18 protein-coding genes are annotated in these 19,477 nt (G+C 67.4%); 12 read left to right on the top strand and 6 right to left on the bottom strand.

Annotated features, from left to right (window positions below; all coding sequences use genetic code 11):
- Positions 1-109: 109 nt before the first annotated feature.
- Positions 110-1,018, top strand: a complete 909-nt coding sequence (locus tag CAL25_RS23655) for a hydroxymethylglutaryl-CoA lyase (protein WP_094804646.1) — start codon at positions 110-112, stop codon at positions 1,016-1,018.
- 103 nt (positions 1,019-1,121) lie between these two features.
- On the top strand, positions 1,122-1,601 hold the full coding sequence (locus CAL25_RS23660; protein WP_094804648.1) for a hypothetical protein: 480 nt from the start codon (positions 1,122-1,124) through the stop codon (positions 1,599-1,601).
- Between the two features lie 68 nt (positions 1,602-1,669).
- Here the strand turns inward: CAL25_RS23660 and CAL25_RS23665 are convergent, their stop codons facing one another.
- Together CAL25_RS23665 and CAL25_RS23670 are read right to left on the bottom strand one after the other, a co-directional pair.
- The gene (locus CAL25_RS23665; RefSeq protein WP_094804650.1) at positions 1,670-2,686 is read right to left on the bottom strand and encodes an amino acid ABC transporter substrate-binding protein; all 1,017 of its coding nucleotides are present in this window, start codon (positions 2,684-2,686) and stop codon (positions 1,670-1,672) included.
- 146 nt (positions 2,687-2,832) lie between these two features.
- On the bottom strand, positions 2,833-4,074 hold the full coding sequence (locus CAL25_RS23670; RefSeq protein ID WP_094804652.1) for a PLP-dependent aminotransferase family protein: 1,242 nt from the start codon (positions 4,072-4,074) through the stop codon (positions 2,833-2,835).
- A gap of 351 nt (positions 4,075-4,425) precedes the next feature.
- Here CAL25_RS23670 and CAL25_RS23675 point away from each other — a divergent pair, with 351 nt between their 5' ends.
- Positions 4,426-5,130 carry a YggS family pyridoxal phosphate-dependent enzyme gene (locus CAL25_RS23675; RefSeq protein ID WP_094804654.1) on the top strand — a complete coding sequence of 235 codons (705 nt, stop codon included), beginning with the start codon at positions 4,426-4,428 and terminating at the stop codon, positions 5,128-5,130.
- Positions 5,131-5,238: 108 nt separating this feature from the next.
- Positions 5,239-6,225: a Bug family tripartite tricarboxylate transporter substrate binding protein gene (locus CAL25_RS23680; RefSeq protein WP_094804656.1), complete on the top strand. Its 987-nt coding sequence runs from the start codon at positions 5,239-5,241 to the stop codon at positions 6,223-6,225.
- 36 nt (positions 6,226-6,261) lie between these two features.
- Here the strand turns inward: CAL25_RS23680 and CAL25_RS23685 are convergent, their stop codons facing one another.
- Positions 6,262-6,759 (bottom strand): copper chaperone PCu(A)C, encoded by a 498-nt coding sequence (locus tag CAL25_RS23685; RefSeq protein ID WP_094804658.1) that lies wholly within the window; start codon positions 6,757-6,759, stop codon positions 6,262-6,264.
- 38 nt (positions 6,760-6,797) lie between these two features.
- On the bottom strand, positions 6,798-7,697 hold the full coding sequence (locus CAL25_RS23690; protein ID WP_094804660.1) for a LysR family transcriptional regulator ArgP: 900 nt from the start codon (positions 7,695-7,697) through the stop codon (positions 6,798-6,800).
- A gap of 189 nt (positions 7,698-7,886) precedes the next feature.
- Here CAL25_RS23690 and CAL25_RS23695 point away from each other — a divergent pair, with 189 nt between their 5' ends.
- Together CAL25_RS23695 and CAL25_RS23700 are read left to right on the top strand one after the other, a co-directional pair.
- The gene (locus tag CAL25_RS23695) at positions 7,887-8,519 is read left to right on the top strand and encodes a LysE/ArgO family amino acid transporter (RefSeq protein ID WP_094804769.1); all 633 of its coding nucleotides are present in this window, start codon (positions 7,887-7,889) and stop codon (positions 8,517-8,519) included.
- Between the two features lie 215 nt (positions 8,520-8,734).
- Positions 8,735-9,643 carry a LysR substrate-binding domain-containing protein gene (locus CAL25_RS23700; protein WP_094804771.1) on the top strand — a complete coding sequence of 303 codons (909 nt, stop codon included), beginning with the start codon at positions 8,735-8,737 and terminating at the stop codon, positions 9,641-9,643.
- On the opposite strand, the gene CAL25_RS23705 is transcribed toward CAL25_RS23700, so the two are convergent.
- The gene (locus tag CAL25_RS23705) at positions 9,640-10,389 is read right to left on the bottom strand and encodes an SDR family NAD(P)-dependent oxidoreductase (RefSeq protein WP_094804662.1); all 750 of its coding nucleotides are present in this window, start codon (positions 10,387-10,389) and stop codon (positions 9,640-9,642) included. The genes CAL25_RS23700 and CAL25_RS23705 overlap by 4 nt on opposite strands.
- A 161-nt stretch (positions 10,390-10,550) precedes the next feature.
- Between CAL25_RS23705 and CAL25_RS23710 the strand changes: the two genes are divergently transcribed.
- The 5 genes from CAL25_RS23710 (at position 10,551) to CAL25_RS23730 (ending at position 16,629) form a co-directional block, all read left to right on the top strand.
- On the top strand, positions 10,551-11,474 hold the full coding sequence (locus tag CAL25_RS23710) for a LysR family transcriptional regulator (protein WP_094804663.1): 924 nt from the start codon (positions 10,551-10,553) through the stop codon (positions 11,472-11,474).
- A 319-nt stretch (positions 11,475-11,793) separates the two neighbouring features.
- Complete coding sequence (locus CAL25_RS23715) at positions 11,794-12,957, top strand: ABC transporter substrate-binding protein (protein ID WP_094804665.1); 1,164 nt, start codon at positions 11,794-11,796, stop codon at positions 12,955-12,957.
- Positions 12,958-13,092: 135 nt separating this feature from the next.
- Positions 13,093-13,965, top strand: a complete 873-nt coding sequence (locus CAL25_RS23720) for a branched-chain amino acid ABC transporter permease (RefSeq protein WP_094804667.1) — start codon at positions 13,093-13,095, stop codon at positions 13,963-13,965.
- Positions 13,966-13,968: 3 nt separating this feature from the next.
- On the top strand, positions 13,969-15,891 hold the full coding sequence (locus CAL25_RS23725) for a branched-chain amino acid ABC transporter ATP-binding protein/permease (RefSeq protein ID WP_094804669.1): 1,923 nt from the start codon (positions 13,969-13,971) through the stop codon (positions 15,889-15,891).
- A 15-nt stretch (positions 15,892-15,906) separates the two neighbouring features.
- Positions 15,907-16,629, top strand: a complete 723-nt coding sequence (locus tag CAL25_RS23730; RefSeq protein WP_094804671.1) for an ABC transporter ATP-binding protein — start codon at positions 15,907-15,909, stop codon at positions 16,627-16,629.
- A 6-nt stretch (positions 16,630-16,635) separates the two neighbouring features.
- Here the strand turns inward: CAL25_RS23730 and CAL25_RS23735 are convergent, their stop codons facing one another.
- Complete coding sequence (locus CAL25_RS23735) at positions 16,636-17,334, bottom strand: Crp/Fnr family transcriptional regulator (protein ID WP_094804673.1); 699 nt, start codon at positions 17,332-17,334, stop codon at positions 16,636-16,638.
- 166 nt (positions 17,335-17,500) lie between these two features.
- Here CAL25_RS23735 and CAL25_RS23740 point away from each other — a divergent pair, with 166 nt between their 5' ends.
- Entirely contained in the window at positions 17,501-19,477 is a 1,977-nt protein-coding gene (locus tag CAL25_RS23740) for an AMP-dependent synthetase/ligase (RefSeq protein ID WP_094804675.1), read from the top strand.

Raw genomic sequence — 19,477 nt, forward strand, 5'->3', positions numbered from 1 at the left:
GCCCCTCACGCTGTACCGGCCGGGCCGTACCTCGCCGCTGGCCGCGCATCGGACTACTATAGTCAGATCAAGAACCGCGCCGACCACGGCGCCTGCCCCAGGAAGAGACATGGCATTGCCCACCCGCGTGAAGATCGTCGAGGTGTCGCCCCGCGACGGCCTGCAGAACGAAAAAGCATTCGTCCCCACCGAGATCAAGGTCGAGCTGGTCGACCGACTCAGCGCCGCCGGCTTCCCCAACGTCGAAGCCGCCTCGTTCGTGTCGCCCAAGTGGGTGCCGCAGATGGCCGATGGCGCCGACGTCATGGGCCGCATCGCGCGCCGCCCCGGCACGATCTACTCGGTGCTCACGCCCAACATGAAGGGCTTCGAGGGCGCGCTCGCCGCGCGCGCGGACGAGATCGTGATTTTCGGCGCGGCCAGCGAGGCCTTCTCGCAGAAAAACATCAACTGCTCGATCGCGGAGTCGATCGCGCGCTTCGAGCCGGTCGTGGCCGCCGCCAAAGAAGCCGGCCTGCGGGTGCGCGGCAGCATCAGCTGCGCACTGGGCTGCCCCTACCAGGGCGAGGTGCCGGTGGAGGCCGTGCTCGACGTGGCGCGCCGCTACGACGCGCTGGGCTGTGACGAGATCGACGTGGCCGACACGATCGGCGTGGGCACGCCGCGCCGCGTGCGCGAGGTGATGAGCGCGGTGACCGCCATCATCGACCCCGCGCGCATCTCCGGCCACTTCCATGACACCTATGGTCAGGCGCTGGCCAACATCCTGGCGGCGCTCGAGACCGGCGTGCCGATCTATCACGCGTCGGTCGCCGGCCTGGGCGGTTGTCCCTATGCCAAGGGCGCGACCGGCAATGTCGCCACCGAAGACGTGCTGTACATGCTGCGCGGACTCGACATCGACACCGGTATCGATTTCGATGCGGTGGTCGATATCGGGCAATGGATGGCGGCCAATCTCGAGCGCAAGGGCTCGAGCCGGGCCGGCAATGCCATCGCCGCCAAGCGCGCGGCCTGAGTCCGCGTCGGCGCGTGTCGCCAAAGGCACGTAGAATGCCTCGTTCGTGCGCCGATCTACCGTCAACGGCGCCCACCCGCCCGACACGCCACCGACCCGGCCCATGACCTCTCCCTTTGCAGCCCCCACCGCCGAAGAACACCAGGCCCTCCTGAGCGAAATCGGCCCGCTTCCGCTCTCCGGACAGGCGTGGCCCGACTGGGTGCGCATCCTGGCCTGGGTCATCCTGGCCGTGATCGGCGTGCAGATCGTCACCACCGCCATCCGCCTGCCGCCCGAGCAGATGAACTCGGTGCTGGCCGGCACGGTGATCCTGTGCTTCCTGGGCCTGGCCGTGGTGTGCTGGAACATGCAGGTGTCGGTCACCACGATCGACGACAAGGGCCTGCGCCAGACCTGGATCACGCGGCGCGAAGTGGCCTGGCAAGACATCCATTTCGCCAAGTTCGTGCCGCTGCTGTTCTCCAAGCGCCTGGTCGTGTTCACGCGCCGCGGCCGTCCCATCGTGCTGCAAGGCGGCACGCGCGAGCTGCAGGTGGCCTTCGCGCGAATCTCGCTGCTCTATCGACGCAAGCCGGTCTGATCGCACCGGCTTCGCATGCAACAAGGGCGCCCTCGGGCGCCCTTGTCGTATGCGCGAATCGCGCGGGATCAGCGGATCGGCAGTGCGTACATCAGGCCGCCGTCGGTCCACTGCGCGTTCAGGCCGCGGCGGATCTTGAGCGGGCTGCCCTGGCCGACGTTGCGCTCGAAGCTCTCGCCGTAATTGCCCACCTGCTTGACGATGTTGTAGGCCCATTTTTCGTCGAGACCGAGGTTCTTGCCGGCGCCGGGCGTCACGCCGAGGATGCGGCGCACGTTCGGGTTGTCGCTCTTGAGCTGCTCGTCGACATTGGCCTGGGTCAGGCCGTATTCCTCGGCTTCGATCATGGCAGAGAGGGACCAGCGCACGATGTTGAGCCAGGCGTCATCCCCCTGGCGCACGAAGGGGCCGAGCGGCTCCTTGGAGATGATCTCGGGCAGCACGAGGTAGTCATCGGGCTTCTCGAGCTTGGAGATGCGGATGGACGACAGGCCCGAGGCATCGGTACTGAAGACGTCGCAACGGCCGGTGGCGAAGGCATTGACGACTTCGTTGAAGGTCTCGATCACGACCGGCTTGTAGCTGACCTTGTGGGCACGCGCCCAGTCAGCCAGCGTGTTTTCGTTGGAGGTGCCGGTCTGCAGGCAGATGGTGGCGCCGTTGAGATCCTTGGCGCTCTTCACGCCCAGCGACTTGGGCACCATGAAGCCCTGACCATCGTAGAAATTGATGCCGGCGTGGATGATGCCCAACGCGGTATCGCGCTGCTGAGTCACGGTGGTGTTTCGCGTCAGCACGTCCACCTCGCCCGATTGCAGCGCCGTGAAACGCTGCTGCGAATTGAGCGGCACGATCTTGATCTTGCTGGCATCGCCGAAAACGCTCGCCGCCACCGCGCGGCACAGGTCGACATCGAGGCCGCGCCACACGCCCTGGGCGTCGGGGGCCGAGAAACCGGCGAAGCCGGTGGTGGTGCCGCACACCACTTCGCCACGCTTTTTCACCACGTCCAGCGTCGCGCCCTGCGCCACCGGCGCCAGGCCCAGCGCCAAGGCCACGGCGGCCACACTCGTTGCGATCTTCATGCTCGTCTCCGTAATCCGACTGGGCGCACGATGGCGCCAGGAAAGTGCGCAAGCTTAACGAGAGTGTCCGGGCCGGCAAAATAACTGGCGGCGCATCGCTTATAACCACCGGTTGCGCACGCAACCGGTGGCGCGCGGCGGCGGAATCAGGCCGCCAGCGAGATCGAGACCGGCGCGTTGGCGGCGCAGGCGTCGAGCGCGCGGCCCAGCCGCACGATGCCCAGGGCGATGCGCTCTTCGTCCATCGTGGCGAACGACATGCGCATGGCATGCAGATCGGCCTGCTCAGGATCCGGGTAGAACGCCTTGCCCGGCACATAGACCACCTCGTGCTCGATAGCGTACGGCAACAGACGGGTGGCGTCGATCTCGCCGCTCAGGCGGGCCCAGAAGAACATGCCGCCTTCGGGCTTCTTGAAGATCACGCGGCCGGCGAGCTCGCGCTCGAGCGCCTGGGCCATCGCGTCGCAGCGCGCGCCATAGGCGGCGCGGATACGCGGCACATGCACGGCATAGCGGTCGTTGGCCAGATACTGGGCCACCACTTCCTGGACCCAGGCGGAGTTGGCCATGTCATCGGCCGACTTGGCACCCACGCAGCGACGGCGCACTTCGGGCGGCGCCACGAGCCAGCCGATGCGCAGCGCCGGCGCCATGGTCTTGGACATGCTGGAGATGTAGACCGCCCAGTGGCGCGCCTCGCCTTCGGCCAGCGCGGCGATCGGCGGCACGGTTTCGCCGGCGAAACGCAGCTCGCCGTACGGATCGTCTTCGACGATCAGGAAGCGATGCTTGATCGCCAGCTCGAGCAGGCGCAGGCGGCGGGCCCGGCTGATGGTGGCGCCGCACGGGTTCGAGAACGAGGCCACCACGCACACCATCTTGGGCTTGACGCGGGCCGCGAGCTCGTCGAGCGCGTCGACGTCGATGCCGTCGGGGCCGGACGGCACCGTATGCACGGTTGCGCCGGTATAGCGCAGCGCATTCACCGAGTTCGGAAACGCGGGGCTCTCGATGATGGCGGTGTCGCCGGGCTGCAGCATCACGCGGGCCAGCAGCGCCATGCCCTGCTGCGAGCCGCCGGTGACCACCAGCTCGGTGTCCGGATCGCAGATCAGGCCACGCGCGGCCGACAGGCGGGCCAGCTCGTGGCGCAGGCTGGCCTGGCCATCGATGTTGGAATACTGCAGGCAGGCGCCCAGCCGGCCCAGCACCTGATTGGAAGCGGTGGTGAGCCCCTCGATATCGAAGAGCTCCTGCGCGGGATAACCGCCCGCGAGCGATACCGTGCCCGGCCGCATGGCGTAGGGCATGAGGGATCGGATGGGCGCGGAAGGGGGGGTCTGGAACGGGGTGGCGAAGGCGTACTCGGGCGCTGCGATGGACATGGCGTGACGAGGAGTCGTGGTGAAGGCGTGCGCGCGCCGCGTGTCCGGGGCCCGGCAGGGTGCCGGCGCCCGCGAACACCACGGGCTGTGAAGGCGCCGCGGGTGGCGCGCACGCGGCCCACGGGTCGGACTGCCGCCGGCCATGCAGGATCCGCGCGCTGCGCTGGGCGGCTGCGCGGATCGCCGCTGTCTCCGTCGGCTTAAAACCTTGAAATATAAATAAATATCCGGGGATTCTAAGCCTGGCCCAAAGCCAGGGTCAACGCGCCTTGCGGCCCCCTCGTGGCGCTGGGCCTACACTATGAAGACCTCCGGCAACCCGCCGGCATCGTCCTTACTCCGATCGCATCCATGACTGCAGCAGATTCCATGGCCCAGCGGCTGGCCGCCGTGCAACACCGTATCCGTCAGGCCTGCGCCCGCGCCGGCCGTCCCGAGGACAGCGTGGCGCTGCTCCCCGTGAGCAAGACCTTCGATGCCGACGCGGTGCGCGAAGCGCACGCGCTCGGGCTGACCCGCTTCGGTGAAAACAAGACGCAGGAGATCCGTCAGAAGGCGGCCGAACTCGAGTCCCTGGCGCTGCGCTGGGTCATGATCGGCCATCTCCAGACCAACAAGGCCAAGGACGTGGCCCGCGACGTGGCCGAGCTGCAATCGCTCGATCGCGTCGAACTCGCCGACGCCCTGCAGGCCAGGCTGGCCAGCGCCGAGCGCACGCTCGACGTGCTGGTGCAGGTCAAGACCTCGCCCGAGCCAAGCAAGTTCGGCCTTGCGCCGGAAGACCTGGGCGACTTTCTTGCGCATCTCGCACACGCCTGCCCGGCGCTGCGCGTGCAGGGCCTCATGACGATGGCCACCAACACCGACGACGAGGCCGCCGTGCGGGCCTGCTTCCGGCGGCTGCGCGAGCTGCGCGACGCGCACCGCAGCGACGCCGTGCCGCTCGCGCGGCTGTCGATGGGCATGAGCGGCGACTTCGAACTGGCGATCGCCGAGGGCTCGACCGAGGTGCGGATCGGCAGCGCCATCTTCGGCGCGCGCCATTACGACACCTGAGAGACGGAGGTCTCGCGAAGCGGCGGCAACCGGCGCATAATGGCGGCGCACTGACACAACAAGCCGATGCCCAGCCATCGGCGCCATAACCCCGCACGAGGAGACTTCATGCCCACGCTCATCCAGCGTCTGGCGGCGTTCGCCGCCCTGCCGGCCGCCGCCCTGGCGCTCACCGCCACCCATACCGCCCAGGCGCAATCCTGGCCCGCGCAGCCGATCCGCTGGATCGTGCCCTATCCCGCGGGCGGCGGCGCCGACGTCGTCGCGCGCACCGTGACCGCCGGCCTCGAAAAATCGCTGGGCCAGACCATCGTGGTCGAGAACCGTCCCGGCGCGGCCACCATCATCGGCGCCACCGCGATCTCGCAGGCCGAGCCCAACGGCTACATGATCGGCACCGCCGACTCCGGCACGCTGGCCTTCAACCCGTCGCTGTACGCCAAGCTCAGCTACGACCCCGCCAAGTTCACCTACGTCGGCGGCCTGGCGCGCTTTCCGCTGCTGCTGGCTGTCAACGTGAATTCGAAGTTCAAGACCGTGGACGACGTGATTGCCGCCGCGCGCAAAGAGCCCGGCACGCTGAGCGCGGCCTCGGCCGGCGCCGGCTCCCCGCACCACCTCGCGCTCGAGCTGTTCAAGCAGCGCGCCAACGTGAACGTGCTGCACGTGCCGTACAAGGGCGCCGCGCCCGCGATCCAGGATCTGCTGGGTGGCCAGGTCGACCTGATGTTCATCGACCTCGCCGCGGGTCTGCCCAACGTCAAGGCGGGCAAGCTGCGCGTGCTGGCCGCCGCCACGCCGCAACGCCTCAAGGTCCTGCCCGACGTGCCCACCATGGCCGAGCAGAACATCGCCGACTTCACCGCCTACGCCTGGCAAGGCGTGGTCGGCCCGGCCGGCTTGCCGCAGACGGTGGTCGACAAGCTGTCCGCGGATCTGGCACAGACGCTGAAGACGCCGGCCGTCGCGCAAAAGCTCGAAGACATGGGCGTCGAGCCCATGCCGCTGTCGCCGCAGGAATTCAAGACCTACGCCGAACGCGAGCGCGCCACCTGGGCCGAGGTCATCAAGAAGGCCGGCATCAAGCTGGAGTAAGGGCGGCAGGCCCTGCCTGCCGCAACCCCGGGCGTATCAGTGCTTCATGCCGTGACCGCCATGGCCCGCGGCGCCGCCGGGGTTGTGCGCGATCGGCTTGACCTCGAACTGCACCTGCACCTCGCCCGCCTTCTCGAAGCGCAGGGTGGCCGGCACCTTGGCGCCTTCGGCGAACGGCGACTTCAGCTTGAGGAACATCACGTGATAGCCGCCGGGACGCAGCTTGACCTCACCGTCGGCCGGCACCGGCACGCCTTTCTCGAGCTCACGCATCTTGGCCACGCCGTTTTCGGTGACCACCTCGTGCAGCTCCACGCGCTCGGCGACGTCGGACGTGACGGACAGCAGGCGATCCTCGGCCTTGGCGTCGTTGTCGATTTCCATGTAGCCCGCGCCATTGGCCTGCCCCGGCGCGCTGGCGCGCACCCACAGGTCATCGATCTCGATCTGGCCGACCTTGAAATCGGCGGCGTGGGCCAGGCCCTGCGCGCCCAGAGCCAGCATGGCGGCCAGTGCGAAACTGCGGATCTTCATGGACGTCTCCTGATGCAATGCTCCGGCGGGGGAGCGGGTTAGCGCCGCCGCACCAATGCGCGGGCGGCAGCCAGGACCGAATCGGTCAAGGCCTCCATCGCTTGCGAGTTTACCCGCCAATGTTGCCAGTACAGCGGCACATCCTCTGCGGCACGTTGTCGCAGCGGCACCATGCGGCCGGCATCGAGATCCTCCTGCACCAGCGGCAGCGGATTCATGGTCCAGCCCAGGCCGCCCAGCGTGGCATGCACGAAGGCGCGCGTGGACGGCACCCACCAGATGGGCGGCTGCCACGCGGCCTTGCCCATGATGCGCCGGGCGAAGCGCGCCTGGAGGCCGTCCTTGCGGTTGAACACGATGACGGGCGCCTGCGCCAGCGTGCGCGCGTTCACGCCCTGCGCGAAATGCGCCGCGTGGAACGCCGGCGAGCAGGTGGCGACGTAGCGCATGCTGCCCAAGGCATGGATGCGGCATCCCTGCACCGGCTCGGCCAGCGTCGTGACCGCGCCCAGCACCGCGCCATTGCGCAGCAACGCCGCCGTATGGTCCTGGTCTTCGGACTGCAGATCCAGGGTCGCACGCGAGGCCTGCGAAAAGCGCACCGCGGCGTCGACGAACCAGGTTTCGAGGCTGTCGTGGTTGACTGCCACCGGAATGCTGGCCGGCGCCATGTCCTCGTCGGCCACGCCCAGCCGATGCAGGGCCTCGTGCTCGAGCAGGGCCGTCTGTTCGGCCAGCTGCACCAGCACCTGACCGTCGGGCGTGGCGCGCGCGGGCACCGTGCGTTGCACCAGCAGCCGGCCGGTGCGGTCTTCGAGCGCCTTGATCCGCTGCGAGACCGCCGAGGGGGTGACGCTGAGCGCGGCGGCCGCGCGCTCGAAACTGCCCTCGCGCACCACCGCGGCGAGTGCGCGCAGATGTCCGTGGTCGACCCGCATCCTGTCTCTCCCTGGCCGGCGGCGGCACACCGCTCGCCGGCTCATCGCGTCCGCTGCCGGCAGACCGATTAAGCTTTGCTTAATATGGTTAAAGGAAATTAGCTGTATTTCAGCTCTTCAGCGCGCGAGAATACCTGCATTCCAGCCGTGCGCCCAGCACGGCTTGTTCATTTGCAGTGGCAGGTCTCCATGTTCACCCTCTCCTCTCCCGCTTTCTTCACCGCCTGGTCCAGCGGCGCGGCCACCGGTCTCGGCCTGTTCGCCGTGGTCGGCGCCCAGAGCGCCTTCATCCTGCGCCAGGGCCTCATGCGTGCCCATCTGCTCAGCATCCTGGCCGTCTGCGCGGTCATCGATGCGGTGTTCATCTTCAGCAGCGTTTGGGGCCTGCAGGTCCTGACCGAATGGTTTCCCAGCCTGACCCAGATCGTGCTGTGGTTCGGCGTGAGCTTTCTCGCGTGGTACGGCGTGCAATCGGCCCGGCGCGCGTGGCGTGGCGGCAGCCTCGCCGCCTGCCGCGCGGCGGTCCCGTCGCGCGGTGCCGCGCTGCTCGGCGCCATCGGCTTTTCGCTGCTCAATCCGCATTTCTGGCTCGACATGATGGTGGTCGGCTCGCTGGCCCACGGCTTCGACGACGCCCGCATGGCCTACGCCAGCGGGGTCCTGTGCGCCAGCCTGCTGTGGCTGGCCGTGCTCGGCATCGGCTCGCGTCTGTTCGCGCCGCTGTTCAACGACGCTCGGGCCTGGCGGGTGCTGGATGGCCTGATCGCCCTGGTGATGGCCGGCCTGGCGTTCTCGCTGGCACGCGGCGGCCTGGCCGGCTGACCCGGCAGGAGGTCACGGGGCGGCCTGCGCGGCCCGGCGCTTCCTGCCCGGCCTGCGCGGCCTGCGCGGCCCGGCCCGGCCATCCTGGTTCGACGCCTTCACCGGCGTCTGCGTCACTATCGTTTTCCCCGGGGTGCGGGCCTGCACCCCGTTTCTATAATGGCGCGACCTCAACCACCGCCTGCCTGCGCGCAGGCACCGTGCGTGCCATGTCCATGCGCGATCCCCGCGATGTCCGCCTGCCCCCGCTCGCTGCCATCCAGGCCTTCGAAGCCGTCGCCCGTCTGGGCTCTTTCGAACGCGCCAGCGCCGAGCTCGGCGTCACGGCCAGCGCGGTCGGCAAACGCATCGGCGCCCTCGAGACTCTGCTCGGCACGACGCTGTTTTCTCGTGGCGGGCGCGGCGCGGCCCTCACCGCCGCGGGACGCGAATACCTCGAACAGGTGCGCAGCGCGCTCGGGCTGCTCTCGGCGGCATCGCTGCGCGCGCGCAGCGAGCCTGCGACCGAGCCGCTGCGGGTGGTGTCCACGCCGACCTTCGCGCGGCAGGTGCTGATTCCCTATCTGCCCGAATTCACCGACAGTCATCCGCACGTCGACCTCGAGATCCTGCTGTCGGTGCCCTATCTGGAAATCACGCCGCCCAACGCGGATCTGTGGATACGCTTCGGCAACGGCCACTATCCGGGCCTGCATGCCGAGCGCCTGACCGACGACGCGGTGTTCCCGGTGTGTTCGCCCACCTATCTCAAGCGCCATGGGCCGTTCGAACGCCCGGCCGACCTGGCGCGCGCCGCCCTGCTGCGCTGCCCCATGGAGCCCTGGCGCCCGTGGTTCGATGCCGCCCGCCTCAATTGGCCCGAGCCCGCGCGCGGCGTCTGGCTGGTGGATCTGGGCATGATGCTGGCGGCCGCGCACGCCGGCCAGGGCGTGGCGCTGACACGCCGCACGCTGGCCGCCGAATGGCTGGACGAACGCAAGCTGGTGCGCCTGTGCGGCACGAGCTCGCCGGGCGGGTCGCAGTATTACCTGTGCACCGAAGCGCGCAAGGCGTTGCAACCCGGTGCCCGCGATTTCTCGCACTGGCTGCACAAGCTCTGCCAGCGCGTCTCGGCCTGGCCTTAGACCTGCGCCATGCCGCCGTCCACGAAGAGCTCGACGCCATTGATGAAGCTGGCGGCGTCGGACGCGAGGAACGCCACGGCCTTGCCCACTTCGCCGGGCTCGCCCAGACGGCCCAGCGGGACCTGCGATGCCAGATGGTCGAACAGACCCTGGCGCTGCGAGGCGTCGACCAATCCGCCCAGACCCGGCGTGCGGATCGGGCCGGGGCTCACCACATTGACGCGGATGCCGCGATCCTTGAGGTCGAGCGCCCAGGAGCGCGCGAAGTTGCGCACGGCGGCCTTGCTGGCGCTGTAGACGCTGAAGTTGGCGGTGCCCTGGATCGAGACGGTGGAACCCGTCAGGATCACGGCGCCGCCGTCCACCAGCAGCGGCAAGGCCTTCTGCACGGTGAACAGCACGCCGCGCACATTGCTGCCGAAGATGCGGTCGAAGTGCTCCTCCGTGATGGCGCCCAGCGGCATCATGTCGCCACCGCCCGCATTGGCGAACAACACATCGAGCCGGCCGACATCGCGCGCGATCCGCGCATACACCGTATCGAGGTCCGCCGGCACGGCCGCGTCGGCGCGTATGCCCGTGGCCGCCGGTCCGATGGCGGCCACGGCCGCATCGAGCTCGGCCTGGCGGCGGCCGGTGATGTAGACCCGGGCGCCCTGCGCCACGAGCTCCAGCGCGGTGGCCAGGCCGATGCCCGACGTGCCGCCGGTGACGAGTGCGATCTTTCCTTGGAGTGCTTTGGTCATGATGGTTTCCTTTGATTCGAGGGATCGAGGTTCGCGTCGCCGCCCGGTTCATCCGCTGCGGTGCAAACGCCATGACTGAACTCTATGCCCGCCTGAACCATCCATAAACCGGCTAAGATCGAAAAGATTATCCACACCCATAGACAATCCAGCCCATCGCCATGGACCAGCTCCTCGCCATCCGCACCTTTGCCCGCGTCGTCGAGGCGGGCAGCTTCACGCGCGCCGCCGATTCACTCGACATGCCCAAGGCGACCGTCAGCAAGCTGGTGCAGGATCTGGAGGCGCACGTCGGCGCCAGGTTGCTGCATCGGACCACGCGGCGCCTGTCGGTCACGCCCGAAGGCAACGCCTATTACGAGAAGACCAGCCGCCTCCTGAAGGAGCTCGACGACATTGATTCGGCCTTCAATGCCGAGCGCGGCCGCCCTCGGGGCGCGCTGCGCATCGACGTGGGCTCGTCGACCGCCACCGATGTTTTGATCCCGGCCCTGCCCGACTTCATGGCGCGTTACCCCGACATCCGCATCGACCTGGGCGTGTCGGACCGCGCGGTCGATCTGATCGGCGACAACGTCGACTGCGTGATCCGTGGCGGCCCGCTCGACGATTCGTCGCTGGTGGCGCGCGCGATCGGACAGGCCACCCTGATCACCTGCGCGACGCCGTCTTACTTGAAGCAGTTCGGTGTGCCCGCCTATCCCGACGAGCTGAAGAACGGACATCGCCTCATCAGCTACGTCTCCACGCGCAACGGCCGGGCCATGCCCTGGCGCTTCGAGCGCGACGGTCAGAAAACCGAGTTCAAGCTCGAGCATCGTCTCGGCGTCAATGAGAGCAACGCCCATCTGGCCGCCTGCCGGGCCGGCCTGGGCCTGGTCCAGACATTCACCTATTGCGCCGCACCCGCGCTGCGCAGCGGCGAGCTGGTCGAGGTGCTGCGCGCGTGGCGGCCAGCCGCCTACCCGTTCCATGTGGTGTACCCGCAGAACCGCCATCTCACGCATCGGCTGCGGGTGTTCATAGACTGGCTGGCGGCGGCGTTTCCGGCGCGTATCGACCCGACCGTCTCGTCCGCGCGCTGACGCGCCCCCCTCCGGCCGGACCGTCGCCGCACCGGTCCGGGTCGCTTGCGCGCGCAACCATCCCCGCACGGATACAGATCAGCGGGCGCGGTGCGCCCGTATACGGAAAATAATTCCGCCCTCGCCGGAATTAGTTTCCCGCCCGCGCCGTCAGGCGTAGGGATTTACGCGATAAGACGCACAAGCATAAGTTTCGCGTAAGCATTTCGGCACAAAGTAAGCCGCACATAAAAAGGAGCGCGCCCGATCTCGCAGCAACCCCGCCGCCAGGCGCCGGCACCCGTTTTTCATGCAGTTCATTAGATATAACGGAGACATCATGGATTTTCGTTTGAAGCTGCTTGCAGGAACTCTGGTTGTTGCCCTGTCGACCGCGGCACACGCGGCCGATCCCATCAAGATCGGCGTGGCCGGCCCCTTCACGGGCGGCTCCTCCTCCATGGGCGTGAGCATGCGCGACGGCGTGCGCCTGGCCATCGAAGAGATCAACAAGAACGGTGGCGTGCTGGGCCGCCAGCTCGTCGCGGTCGAGCGCGACGACGAAGCCAAGAATGAACGCGGCGTGCAGATCGCCCAGGAGCTCATCAACAAGGAGCAGGTGGCGGCCACGGTGGGCTACATCAACACCGGCGTGGCCCTGGCCTCGCAACGCTTCTATCAGGACGCCAAGATTCCGGTGATGAACAACGTGGCCACCGGCAGCGTGATCACGCACCAGTTCAAGGCGCCCGAATACAAGGACAACTACGTGTTCCGCAACGCGGCGCACGACAGCATCCAGGCCCCGATGATCGTCGAAGAGGCGATCACGCGCCGCGGCTTCAAGAAGGTCGCCATCCTGGCCGACTCCACCAATTACGGCCAGCTTGGCCGCGAGGATCTGGAGAAGGCTTTGGCCGCCAAGGGCATCAAGGCCGTGGCCGTCGAGAAGTTCAACATCAAAGACGTCGACATGACGCCGCAGCTGCTGAAGTCGAAGGCGGCGGGCGCCGAAGCCGTGCTCACCTACGGTATCGGTCCCGAGCTGGCACAGATCGCCAACGGCATGGCCAAGCTGGGCTGGAAGGTGCCGATGGTGGGCAGCTGGACGTTGTCGATGGCCAACTACATCGACAACTCCGGCACCAACGGCGAGGGCGCGCGCATGCCGCAGACCTTCATCCAGGATCCGGACACGCCCAAACGCAAGGCGTTCATCGACGCCTATCTGGCGAAGTTCAAGCCCAAGAACAACCGGATCGATTCGCCGGTGTCGGCCGCCCAGGGCTATGACTCGATCTACCTGCTGGCCGCCGCCATCAAGCAGGCCAACTCGACCGACGGCGTGAAAGTGCGCGAGGCGCTCGAGAATCTGCAGACGCCGGTCGAGGGCGTGGTCATGACCTACAACAAGCCGTTCTCGCACGACAACCACGACGCCATCACCCCCAAGGAAGTCACCATCGGCGAGGTCAAGGGCGGTCGCGTGGTCAAGGCGCAGTAACCCTCCCATCCGCTCCCGCAGCCACGGCAGCAAGCGCGTCGCCCGTCCGGCATCGTCCGGCGGCGCGGCCGCGCCCTGGCGGTCCGGCCCATCGCGCGACGGCGATGGGCGCGTTTTCGATCGGCGCACATCACGATGATTCTTCTACAGCTCATCTATAGCGGCATCGCGCTCGGCATGATCTATGCCGTCATCGCGTTCGGCTACCAGCTCACTTTCGCCACCTCCGGCACCCTGAATTTCGGTCAGGGCGAATCCCTCATGCTCGGGGCCCTGGTCGGGCTCACGCTGGTGGGGCTGGGCGTGAACTACTGGGTCATGATTCCCATCGTGTGCCTGTTCGGCTTCGCGCAGGGCGCGTTCGTCGAACGCGTGGGGGTGCGGCCGGCCATCAAGACGCGCTCCGAGTTCGGCTGGATCATGGCCACGATCGCGCTGGGCATCATCTTCCGCAACGTGGCCGAGAACGTCTGGGGCCGTGACGACCTGCGCTTCCCGTCGCCCCTGCCCGAGGCACCGATCTCGCTGCTGGGCGCCAATGTGCTGCCCATGGAACTGCTGGTGGTGTTCGGCGCACTCGCCATGATGCTGCTGGTCGAACTGTTCAACCGCAAGTCCATCTACGGCAAGGCCTTCGTCGCCACGTCGAACGACCGCAGCGCCGCCGGCCTGATGGGCATCAACACCGGGCTGATGATCACCTTCTCGTATGCGATGTCGTCCCTGACCGCCGCGTTCGCCGGCGTGCTGGTGGCGCCGCTCACGCTGACCGGCGCCACCATGGGCGCCGTGCTGGGCCTGAAGGCCTTCGCGGTCGCCATCATCGGCGGGCTGTCCAGCGGCATGGGCGTGGTGGTGGGCGGCCTGATCCTGGGCATCGCCGAGACCACCACCGGCTTTTACCTATCGACCGGCTACAAGGACGTGCCCGGACTGGTGCTGCTGTTGCTGGTCCTCGCCTTCAAACCCGCCGGCCTGTTCGGCAAGACCGCCATCAAGAAGGTGTAAGCCATGAAACCGTTGCATCTTGCGCTTACCACCGTGGGGGTCGTGTGCCTGGCCGCCATTCCGCTGGCCATCACGAACACGTACTACCTGCACCTCATCGAAACCATCATGATCTACGCGATCCTGCTGTTCGGGCTCGACATCGTGGTGGGGTATACCGGCCAGGTCTCGCTCGGCCATGCCGGCCTCTTCGGCATCGGCTCGTACGTGGCGGGCGTGCTGTTCTTCCATCTCGGCATGCCGATCTGGGTCACCGTGCCGGCCGCCATCGCGGTGGCCGCGGTGTTCGGCGCCGTGCTGGCCCTGCCCGCCCTGCGCGTCACGGGGCCGTACCTGGCCATGGTGACGCTGGCGTTCGGCACCATCATCCAGATCCTGATCAACGAGATGACGTTCCTCACGGAAGGCCCGCTCGGCATCAAGATCAACAAGCCCTCGATCGCGGGCCATGTCCTGAGCCGGCAGGAATACTTCTGGCTGGTGGCCCTGATGCTGGTGCTCGCGCTCATCGTGGTGCACCGCATCCTCAAGTCGCACCTGGGCCGCTCCTTCGAGGCGCTGCGCGACAGCCCGATCGCGTCCGATTGCATGGGCGTGTCGGTGTATCGACACAAGGTGATCGCGTTCGTGATCAGCGCCGGCTTCGCCGGGCTGGCGGGCGCGCTGTACAGCTACTCCGAACAGTACATCTCGCCCAACACCTACAACTTCGAACTCACGATCCTGTTCCTGCTCGCCATCATCATGGGCGGCCGCAAGACCCGCACCGGCGCGCTGCTGGGCGCGTCCATCATCGTGCTGCTGCCCAAGATGCTCGATGACATCGGCACCTTCCGCATGATCGCGCTGACGGTCGCCATCGTGGTGACGGCCGGCTGCGCGCTGGCCGTGTCGCGCGGCCAGGTGGCGCCGCGCCGGGTGGCCGTGCCGGTGGTGGGCACCATCGCGCTCGCCGTGTTTTCGTACTGGCTCGAGGCGCTGACCGACTGGCGCCTCAGCATCTTCGGGCTGATGATCCTGTTCGTGGTGTATTACCTGCCCGACGGCATCGTGGGCTTCGTGCGGCAGCAGTTCTTCTCGACGCGGCGCGCGGCGCTCAAGGTGCGCCAGGAGCTCGCCGACCACACCGAAGCCGTGCCGCAGGCGGGCGCCGGTGCTGCCGAAGAGCTGCTGTCGGCGCGCGGTGTGCTGATGCAGTTCGGCGGCCTCAAGGCCCTCAATCAGGTGGATCTGCACGTGCGCCGCGGCACCATCCACGGCCTCATCGGACCCAACGGCTCCGGCAAGAGCACCATGATGAACGTGCTGACCGGCATCTACATTCCCACGGCGGGCAGCGTGGAGTTCGGCGGCAAGTCGCTGGTGGGCAAGACCCCGGCCGACATCGCCGCGCATGGCGTGGCGCGGACCTTCCAGAACGTCCAGCTGTTCGGTGAGATGACGGCGCTGGAGAACGTGCTGGTCGGCCTGCACCACACCTTCACCACGGGGCTGGCCAACATCGCGTTGCGCACCTCGCGCTGGAAGAACGAAGAGCAGCGTGCGCGAGCCCGCGCGCTGGCGCTCCTCGAGTTCGTGGGTCTGGACGGGCTGGCCGACGAGGAGGCGCGCAACCTGCCCTACGGCAAGCAGCGCCTGCTCGAGATCGCGCGCGCACTCGCGCTCGACCCGCAACTGCTGCTGCTGGACGAGCCCGCCGCCGGCCTGACCGCGCCGGACATCGCGGAGCTGCTCACCATCATCCGCAAGGTGCGCGACCACGGCATCACGCTGATCCTGATCGAGCATCACATGGACGTGGTGATGGGCGTGTGCGACACCGTGTCCGTGCTCGACTTCGGCCAGAAGATCGCCGAGGGCCTGCCGGCCGAAGTCCAGGCCAATCCCAAAGTCATCGAAGCCTATCTGGGCGGCGCGCAAGCATAAGCGGGAAGACGAACGATGCTCTCAATCAAGAATCTCGAAGCCGGCTACGGCAAGGTCAAGGTCCTGCACGGGATCAGCCTCGAAGTGCCGCGCGCCAAGGTGGTGACCCTGATCGGCTCCAACGGCGCGGGCAAGACCACGACCATGCGGGCACTCTCGGGCATGATCCCCACGAGCGCGGGCGAAATCTCGCTGGGCGGTCGCCGTATCGATGGCATGGAATCGCATCAGATCGCGCGGCTCGGCCTGGCCCACTCACCCGAAGGCCGGCGCGTGTTTCCTTCGCTGTCGGTGACCGACAATCTGCTGCTGGGCGCGTTTCCGCGCCTCACCGGCCGGCGTCCCCGCGGCGACGTGCCCGGCGATCTCGACCGCGCCATGGATCTGTTTCCGCGCCTGAAAGAGCGGCGCGATCAGCTGGCCGGCACGCTGTCGGGCGGCGAGCAGCAGATGCTGGCCATGGCGCGCGCCATCATGCTGAGCCCCGAGCTGGTGCTGCTCGACGAACCGTCGATGGGCCTGGCGCCCATCCTGGTCGAAGAGGTGTTCCGCATCATCGCGAGGCTCAAGGAGCAGGGCGTGACCATGCTGCTGGTGGAGCAGTTCGCCGCGGCCGCGCTGAACGTGGCCGACTATGGCTATGTGCTGGAAAACGGCCGCATCTCGGTGCACGGGCCGGCGGAGCAGCTCAAGCATGATCCCGCCGTGGTGGCCGCCTATCTGGGCGGCGGCCACTGAGGCGGCTCAGGGCTCGTCGCTCATCACCGCATCGGCGCCGTAGCGCTTCAGGCCATCGAGGTCCTGCACGCGCACGGCGCCGTATTCCACCTGCAGCAGCCCCGCCTCTTCGAGCTTGCGCAGCGCCTGGTTGGCGCGCTGACGCGACACGCGCGCCAGATAGCCCACTTCTTCCTGCGTGATGGCCAGGCGCATGCCCATGCCCGGATACAGCAGCGGATTGAAGAGTTCGGCGAGGCAGCGCGCGACGCGCGCATCCGGATCGAGCAGGCGATCGTGCTCGGCCTTGCCGATGAACTGCGCCACGCGCTCGTTCAGCTGGTGCAGCAGATAGCGATTGAACGGAATGCTGCTGTCGAGCAGCCACTCGAACGTGACCGCGGGCAGGCGCGCCACGACCGAATCACGCAGCGCGACCACATCGTATTTGCGGACCTCGCGCTTGAGCAGCGAGCCCTCGCCGATCCAGCCGCCGGCCGGCACGCCGGTGAGCGACGCGACCTTGCCTTCGGCATTGCCCACCGACACCTTGACCAGACCCGCGAGCACGCCGATCCAGGCCTGGGCCAGATCGCCTTTGCGCTCTATGATCGAGCCGGCTTGCACTTGCTGCACGGACACGTCGCGCTCCACCCGCGCCTGCTGTGCGGGATCGAGCACGCGGAACCATGCGGCGGCGAGCTGGAGCGATTCGGCAAGCTGCATCGGGAATACCCTAAATGTTCCTGGAATGTCGTGATGGTGACAGTCGGTAGCAACCCAACCTTATACCTTAAGTGCTGCCGTAAATCTAAAACGAACCGGTCGGCATGCCGCGGGGCGCGCATCACGCGCAAGACTCACGTGGCAGTCAGAACGGACAGGAGACAACGTGGCGCCTTCTCAGCCCGCTTCAGCCATGAAGCCGGCAGCTGCGCAGACTTTTCCTGCGCTGTTGCTTGAACACGCCCGGGTGCGCGGCTCGCGCCCGGCCATCCGCGAGAAAGACCTCGGCATCTGGCAGACGCTCACGTGGTCAGAGGTTGCCGAGCAGGCGCGCACCATCGCGCACGGCCTGTCCGCGCTCGGCATCGAGCCGGGCATGCACGTGGCCGTGATCGGCGAGAACCGCCCGCGCCTCTACATCGCCATGATGGCCGCGCAATCGCTCGGCGCGATCCCGGTGCCGCTCTATCAGGATGCCGTGGCGCAAGAGATGGTCTATGTGCTGCAGGACGCCGAAGTGCGCGTCGCGGTCGTCGAAGATCAGGAGCAGGTCGACAAGATGCTCGAGGTGCGGGCGCAGTGCCCGGCGCTCGCACATGTGGTCTACGACGATCCGCGCGGTCTGCGGCATTACGCCGACCCGCTGCTGAAGTCGTTCGATCAGTTGCTCGAACAGGGCCGCGCGCACGCGCAGGCCCACCCCGATTTTCATGAGCGCGCCGTGGCCGCCGTGCAGCCGCACGATCCCGCCGCGATGTTCTATACCTCGGGCACCACCGGCAAGCCCAAGGGCGTCGTGCTCACGCACCACGCGCTGATCGACCGCGCACGCGCGGTTTCCGAGATGGAGCGGCTGACCGACGCCGAAGACGTGCTGGCCTATCTGCCGCCCGCCTGGATCGGCCAGAACATGTTCTCGTACACGCAATTGCTCGTCTCGGGCTTCACGGTCAATCATCCCGAGTCGCCCGACACCGTGTCGATTGACATGCGCGACATCGGCCCCACCTATTACTTCGCGCCGCCGCGCGTGCTCGAAGGCCTGCTCACGCACGTGATGATCCGCATGGAAGATGCGGGCTGGATCAAGCGCAAGCTGTTCGGCGCCTGCATGGCGCTGGCGCGCCGCGTGGGCACGCGCATCCTCGACGGCGAATCGGTGAACGCCTGGGACCGCCTGCGCTACCGGCTGGGCGATGTCTTCATCTACGGCCCCTTGCGCAATGCGCTCGGCATGAGCCGCGTCCGCGTGGCCTACACCGCCGGCGAGGCGATCGGGCCCGACCTGTTCGTGTTCTATCGTTCGATCGGCATCAACCTCAAGCAGCTGTACGGCTCGACCGAAACCTCGGTGTTCGTGTGCGTGCAGCCCGATGGTCAGGTGCGCGACGACACCGTCGGTCCGCCCGTGCCCGGCGTGGAAATCAAGGTGTCCGAGAACGGCGAGATCCTGGTCAAGAGCCCGGGGCTGTTCAAGGAGTATTACCGCAACCCGAGCGCCACCGCCGAGGCGCGCGACGCCGAAGGCTGGTTCCACACGGGCGACGCCGGCTATCTCGACACCGACGGCCAGCTCAAGATCATCGACCGCGCGAAAGACGTGGGCAAGCTCGCCGATGGCAGCCTGTTCGCGCCCAAGTACATCGAGAACAAGCTCAAGTTCTTCCCGCACATCAAAGAGGCCGTGGCCTTCGGCGCCAATCGCGACGAGGTCTGCGCCTTCATCAACATCGATCTCGAGGCCGTCGGCAACTGGGCTGAGCGCCGCGGCCTGCCGTATGCCGGCTACACCGATCTGGCCGGCAAAAAAGAGGTCTACGCCTTGATCCGCGATTGCGTCGAGCGTGTCAACGCCGACCTCGCGCAGGATCCGCGCCTGGCGGCCTCGCAGGTCTCGCGCTTCCTGATCCTGCACAAAGAGCTCGATCCCGACGACGACGAGCTCACGCGTACCCGCAAGGTGCGGCGCGCGTTCATCGCGCAAAAGTACGGCGTACTGATCGACGCGCTCTACGAAGGCCGGACCTCGCAGTTCATCGAGACCGAGGTCAAGTTCGAGGACGGCCGGGTCGGCAGCATCTCGGCCGATCTGCATATCGAGCCCGCCAAGACCTATCCCGCCATCACCGCCCGGGCCGCCTGA

Source organism: Bordetella genomosp. 5, assembly GCF_002261315.1.
Taxonomy (GTDB): Bacteria; Pseudomonadota; Gammaproteobacteria; order Burkholderiales; family Burkholderiaceae_B; genus Bordetella.

Bases quoted from the DNA above. Each gene is read 5' to 3' on its own strand.
- CAL25_RS23695 (WP_094804769.1), top strand. From the start codon at position 7,887: ATGTTCACCCTCTCCTCTCCCGCTTTCTTCACCGCCTGGTCCAGCGGC.
- CAL25_RS23680 (WP_094804656.1), top strand. From the start codon at position 5,239: ATGCCCACGCTCATCCAGCGTCTGGCGGCGTTCGCCGCCCTGCCGGCC.
- CAL25_RS23675 (WP_094804654.1), top strand. From the start codon at position 4,426: ATGACTGCAGCAGATTCCATGGCCCAGCGGCTGGCCGCCGTGCAACAC.
- CAL25_RS23700 (WP_094804771.1), top strand. From the start codon at position 8,735: ATGCGCGATCCCCGCGATGTCCGCCTGCCCCCGCTCGCTGCCATCCAG.
- CAL25_RS23655 (WP_094804646.1), top strand. From the start codon at position 110: ATGGCATTGCCCACCCGCGTGAAGATCGTCGAGGTGTCGCCCCGCGAC.
- CAL25_RS23720 (WP_094804667.1), top strand. From the start codon at position 13,093: ATGATTCTTCTACAGCTCATCTATAGCGGCATCGCGCTCGGCATGATC.
- CAL25_RS23690 (WP_094804660.1), bottom strand. From the start codon at position 7,697: ATGCGGGTCGACCACGGACATCTGCGCGCACTCGCCGCGGTGGTGCGC.
- CAL25_RS23725 (WP_094804669.1), top strand. From the start codon at position 13,969: ATGAAACCGTTGCATCTTGCGCTTACCACCGTGGGGGTCGTGTGCCTG.
- CAL25_RS23735 (WP_094804673.1), bottom strand. From the start codon at position 17,334: ATGCAGCTTGCCGAATCGCTCCAGCTCGCCGCCGCATGGTTCCGCGTG.
- CAL25_RS23705 (WP_094804662.1), bottom strand. From the start codon at position 10,389: ATGACCAAAGCACTCCAAGGAAAGATCGCACTCGTCACCGGCGGCACG.
- CAL25_RS23715 (WP_094804665.1), top strand. From the start codon at position 11,794: ATGGATTTTCGTTTGAAGCTGCTTGCAGGAACTCTGGTTGTTGCCCTG.
- CAL25_RS23660 (WP_094804648.1), top strand. From the start codon at position 1,122: ATGACCTCTCCCTTTGCAGCCCCCACCGCCGAAGAACACCAGGCCCTC.
- CAL25_RS23685 (WP_094804658.1), bottom strand. From the start codon at position 6,759: ATGAAGATCCGCAGTTTCGCACTGGCCGCCATGCTGGCTCTGGGCGCG.
- CAL25_RS23665 (WP_094804650.1), bottom strand. From the start codon at position 2,686: ATGAAGATCGCAACGAGTGTGGCCGCCGTGGCCTTGGCGCTGGGCCTG.
- CAL25_RS23730 (WP_094804671.1), top strand. From the start codon at position 15,907: ATGCTCTCAATCAAGAATCTCGAAGCCGGCTACGGCAAGGTCAAGGTC.
- CAL25_RS23710 (WP_094804663.1), top strand. From the start codon at position 10,551: ATGGACCAGCTCCTCGCCATCCGCACCTTTGCCCGCGTCGTCGAGGCG.
- CAL25_RS23670 (WP_094804652.1), bottom strand. From the start codon at position 4,074: ATGTCCATCGCAGCGCCCGAGTACGCCTTCGCCACCCCGTTCCAGACC.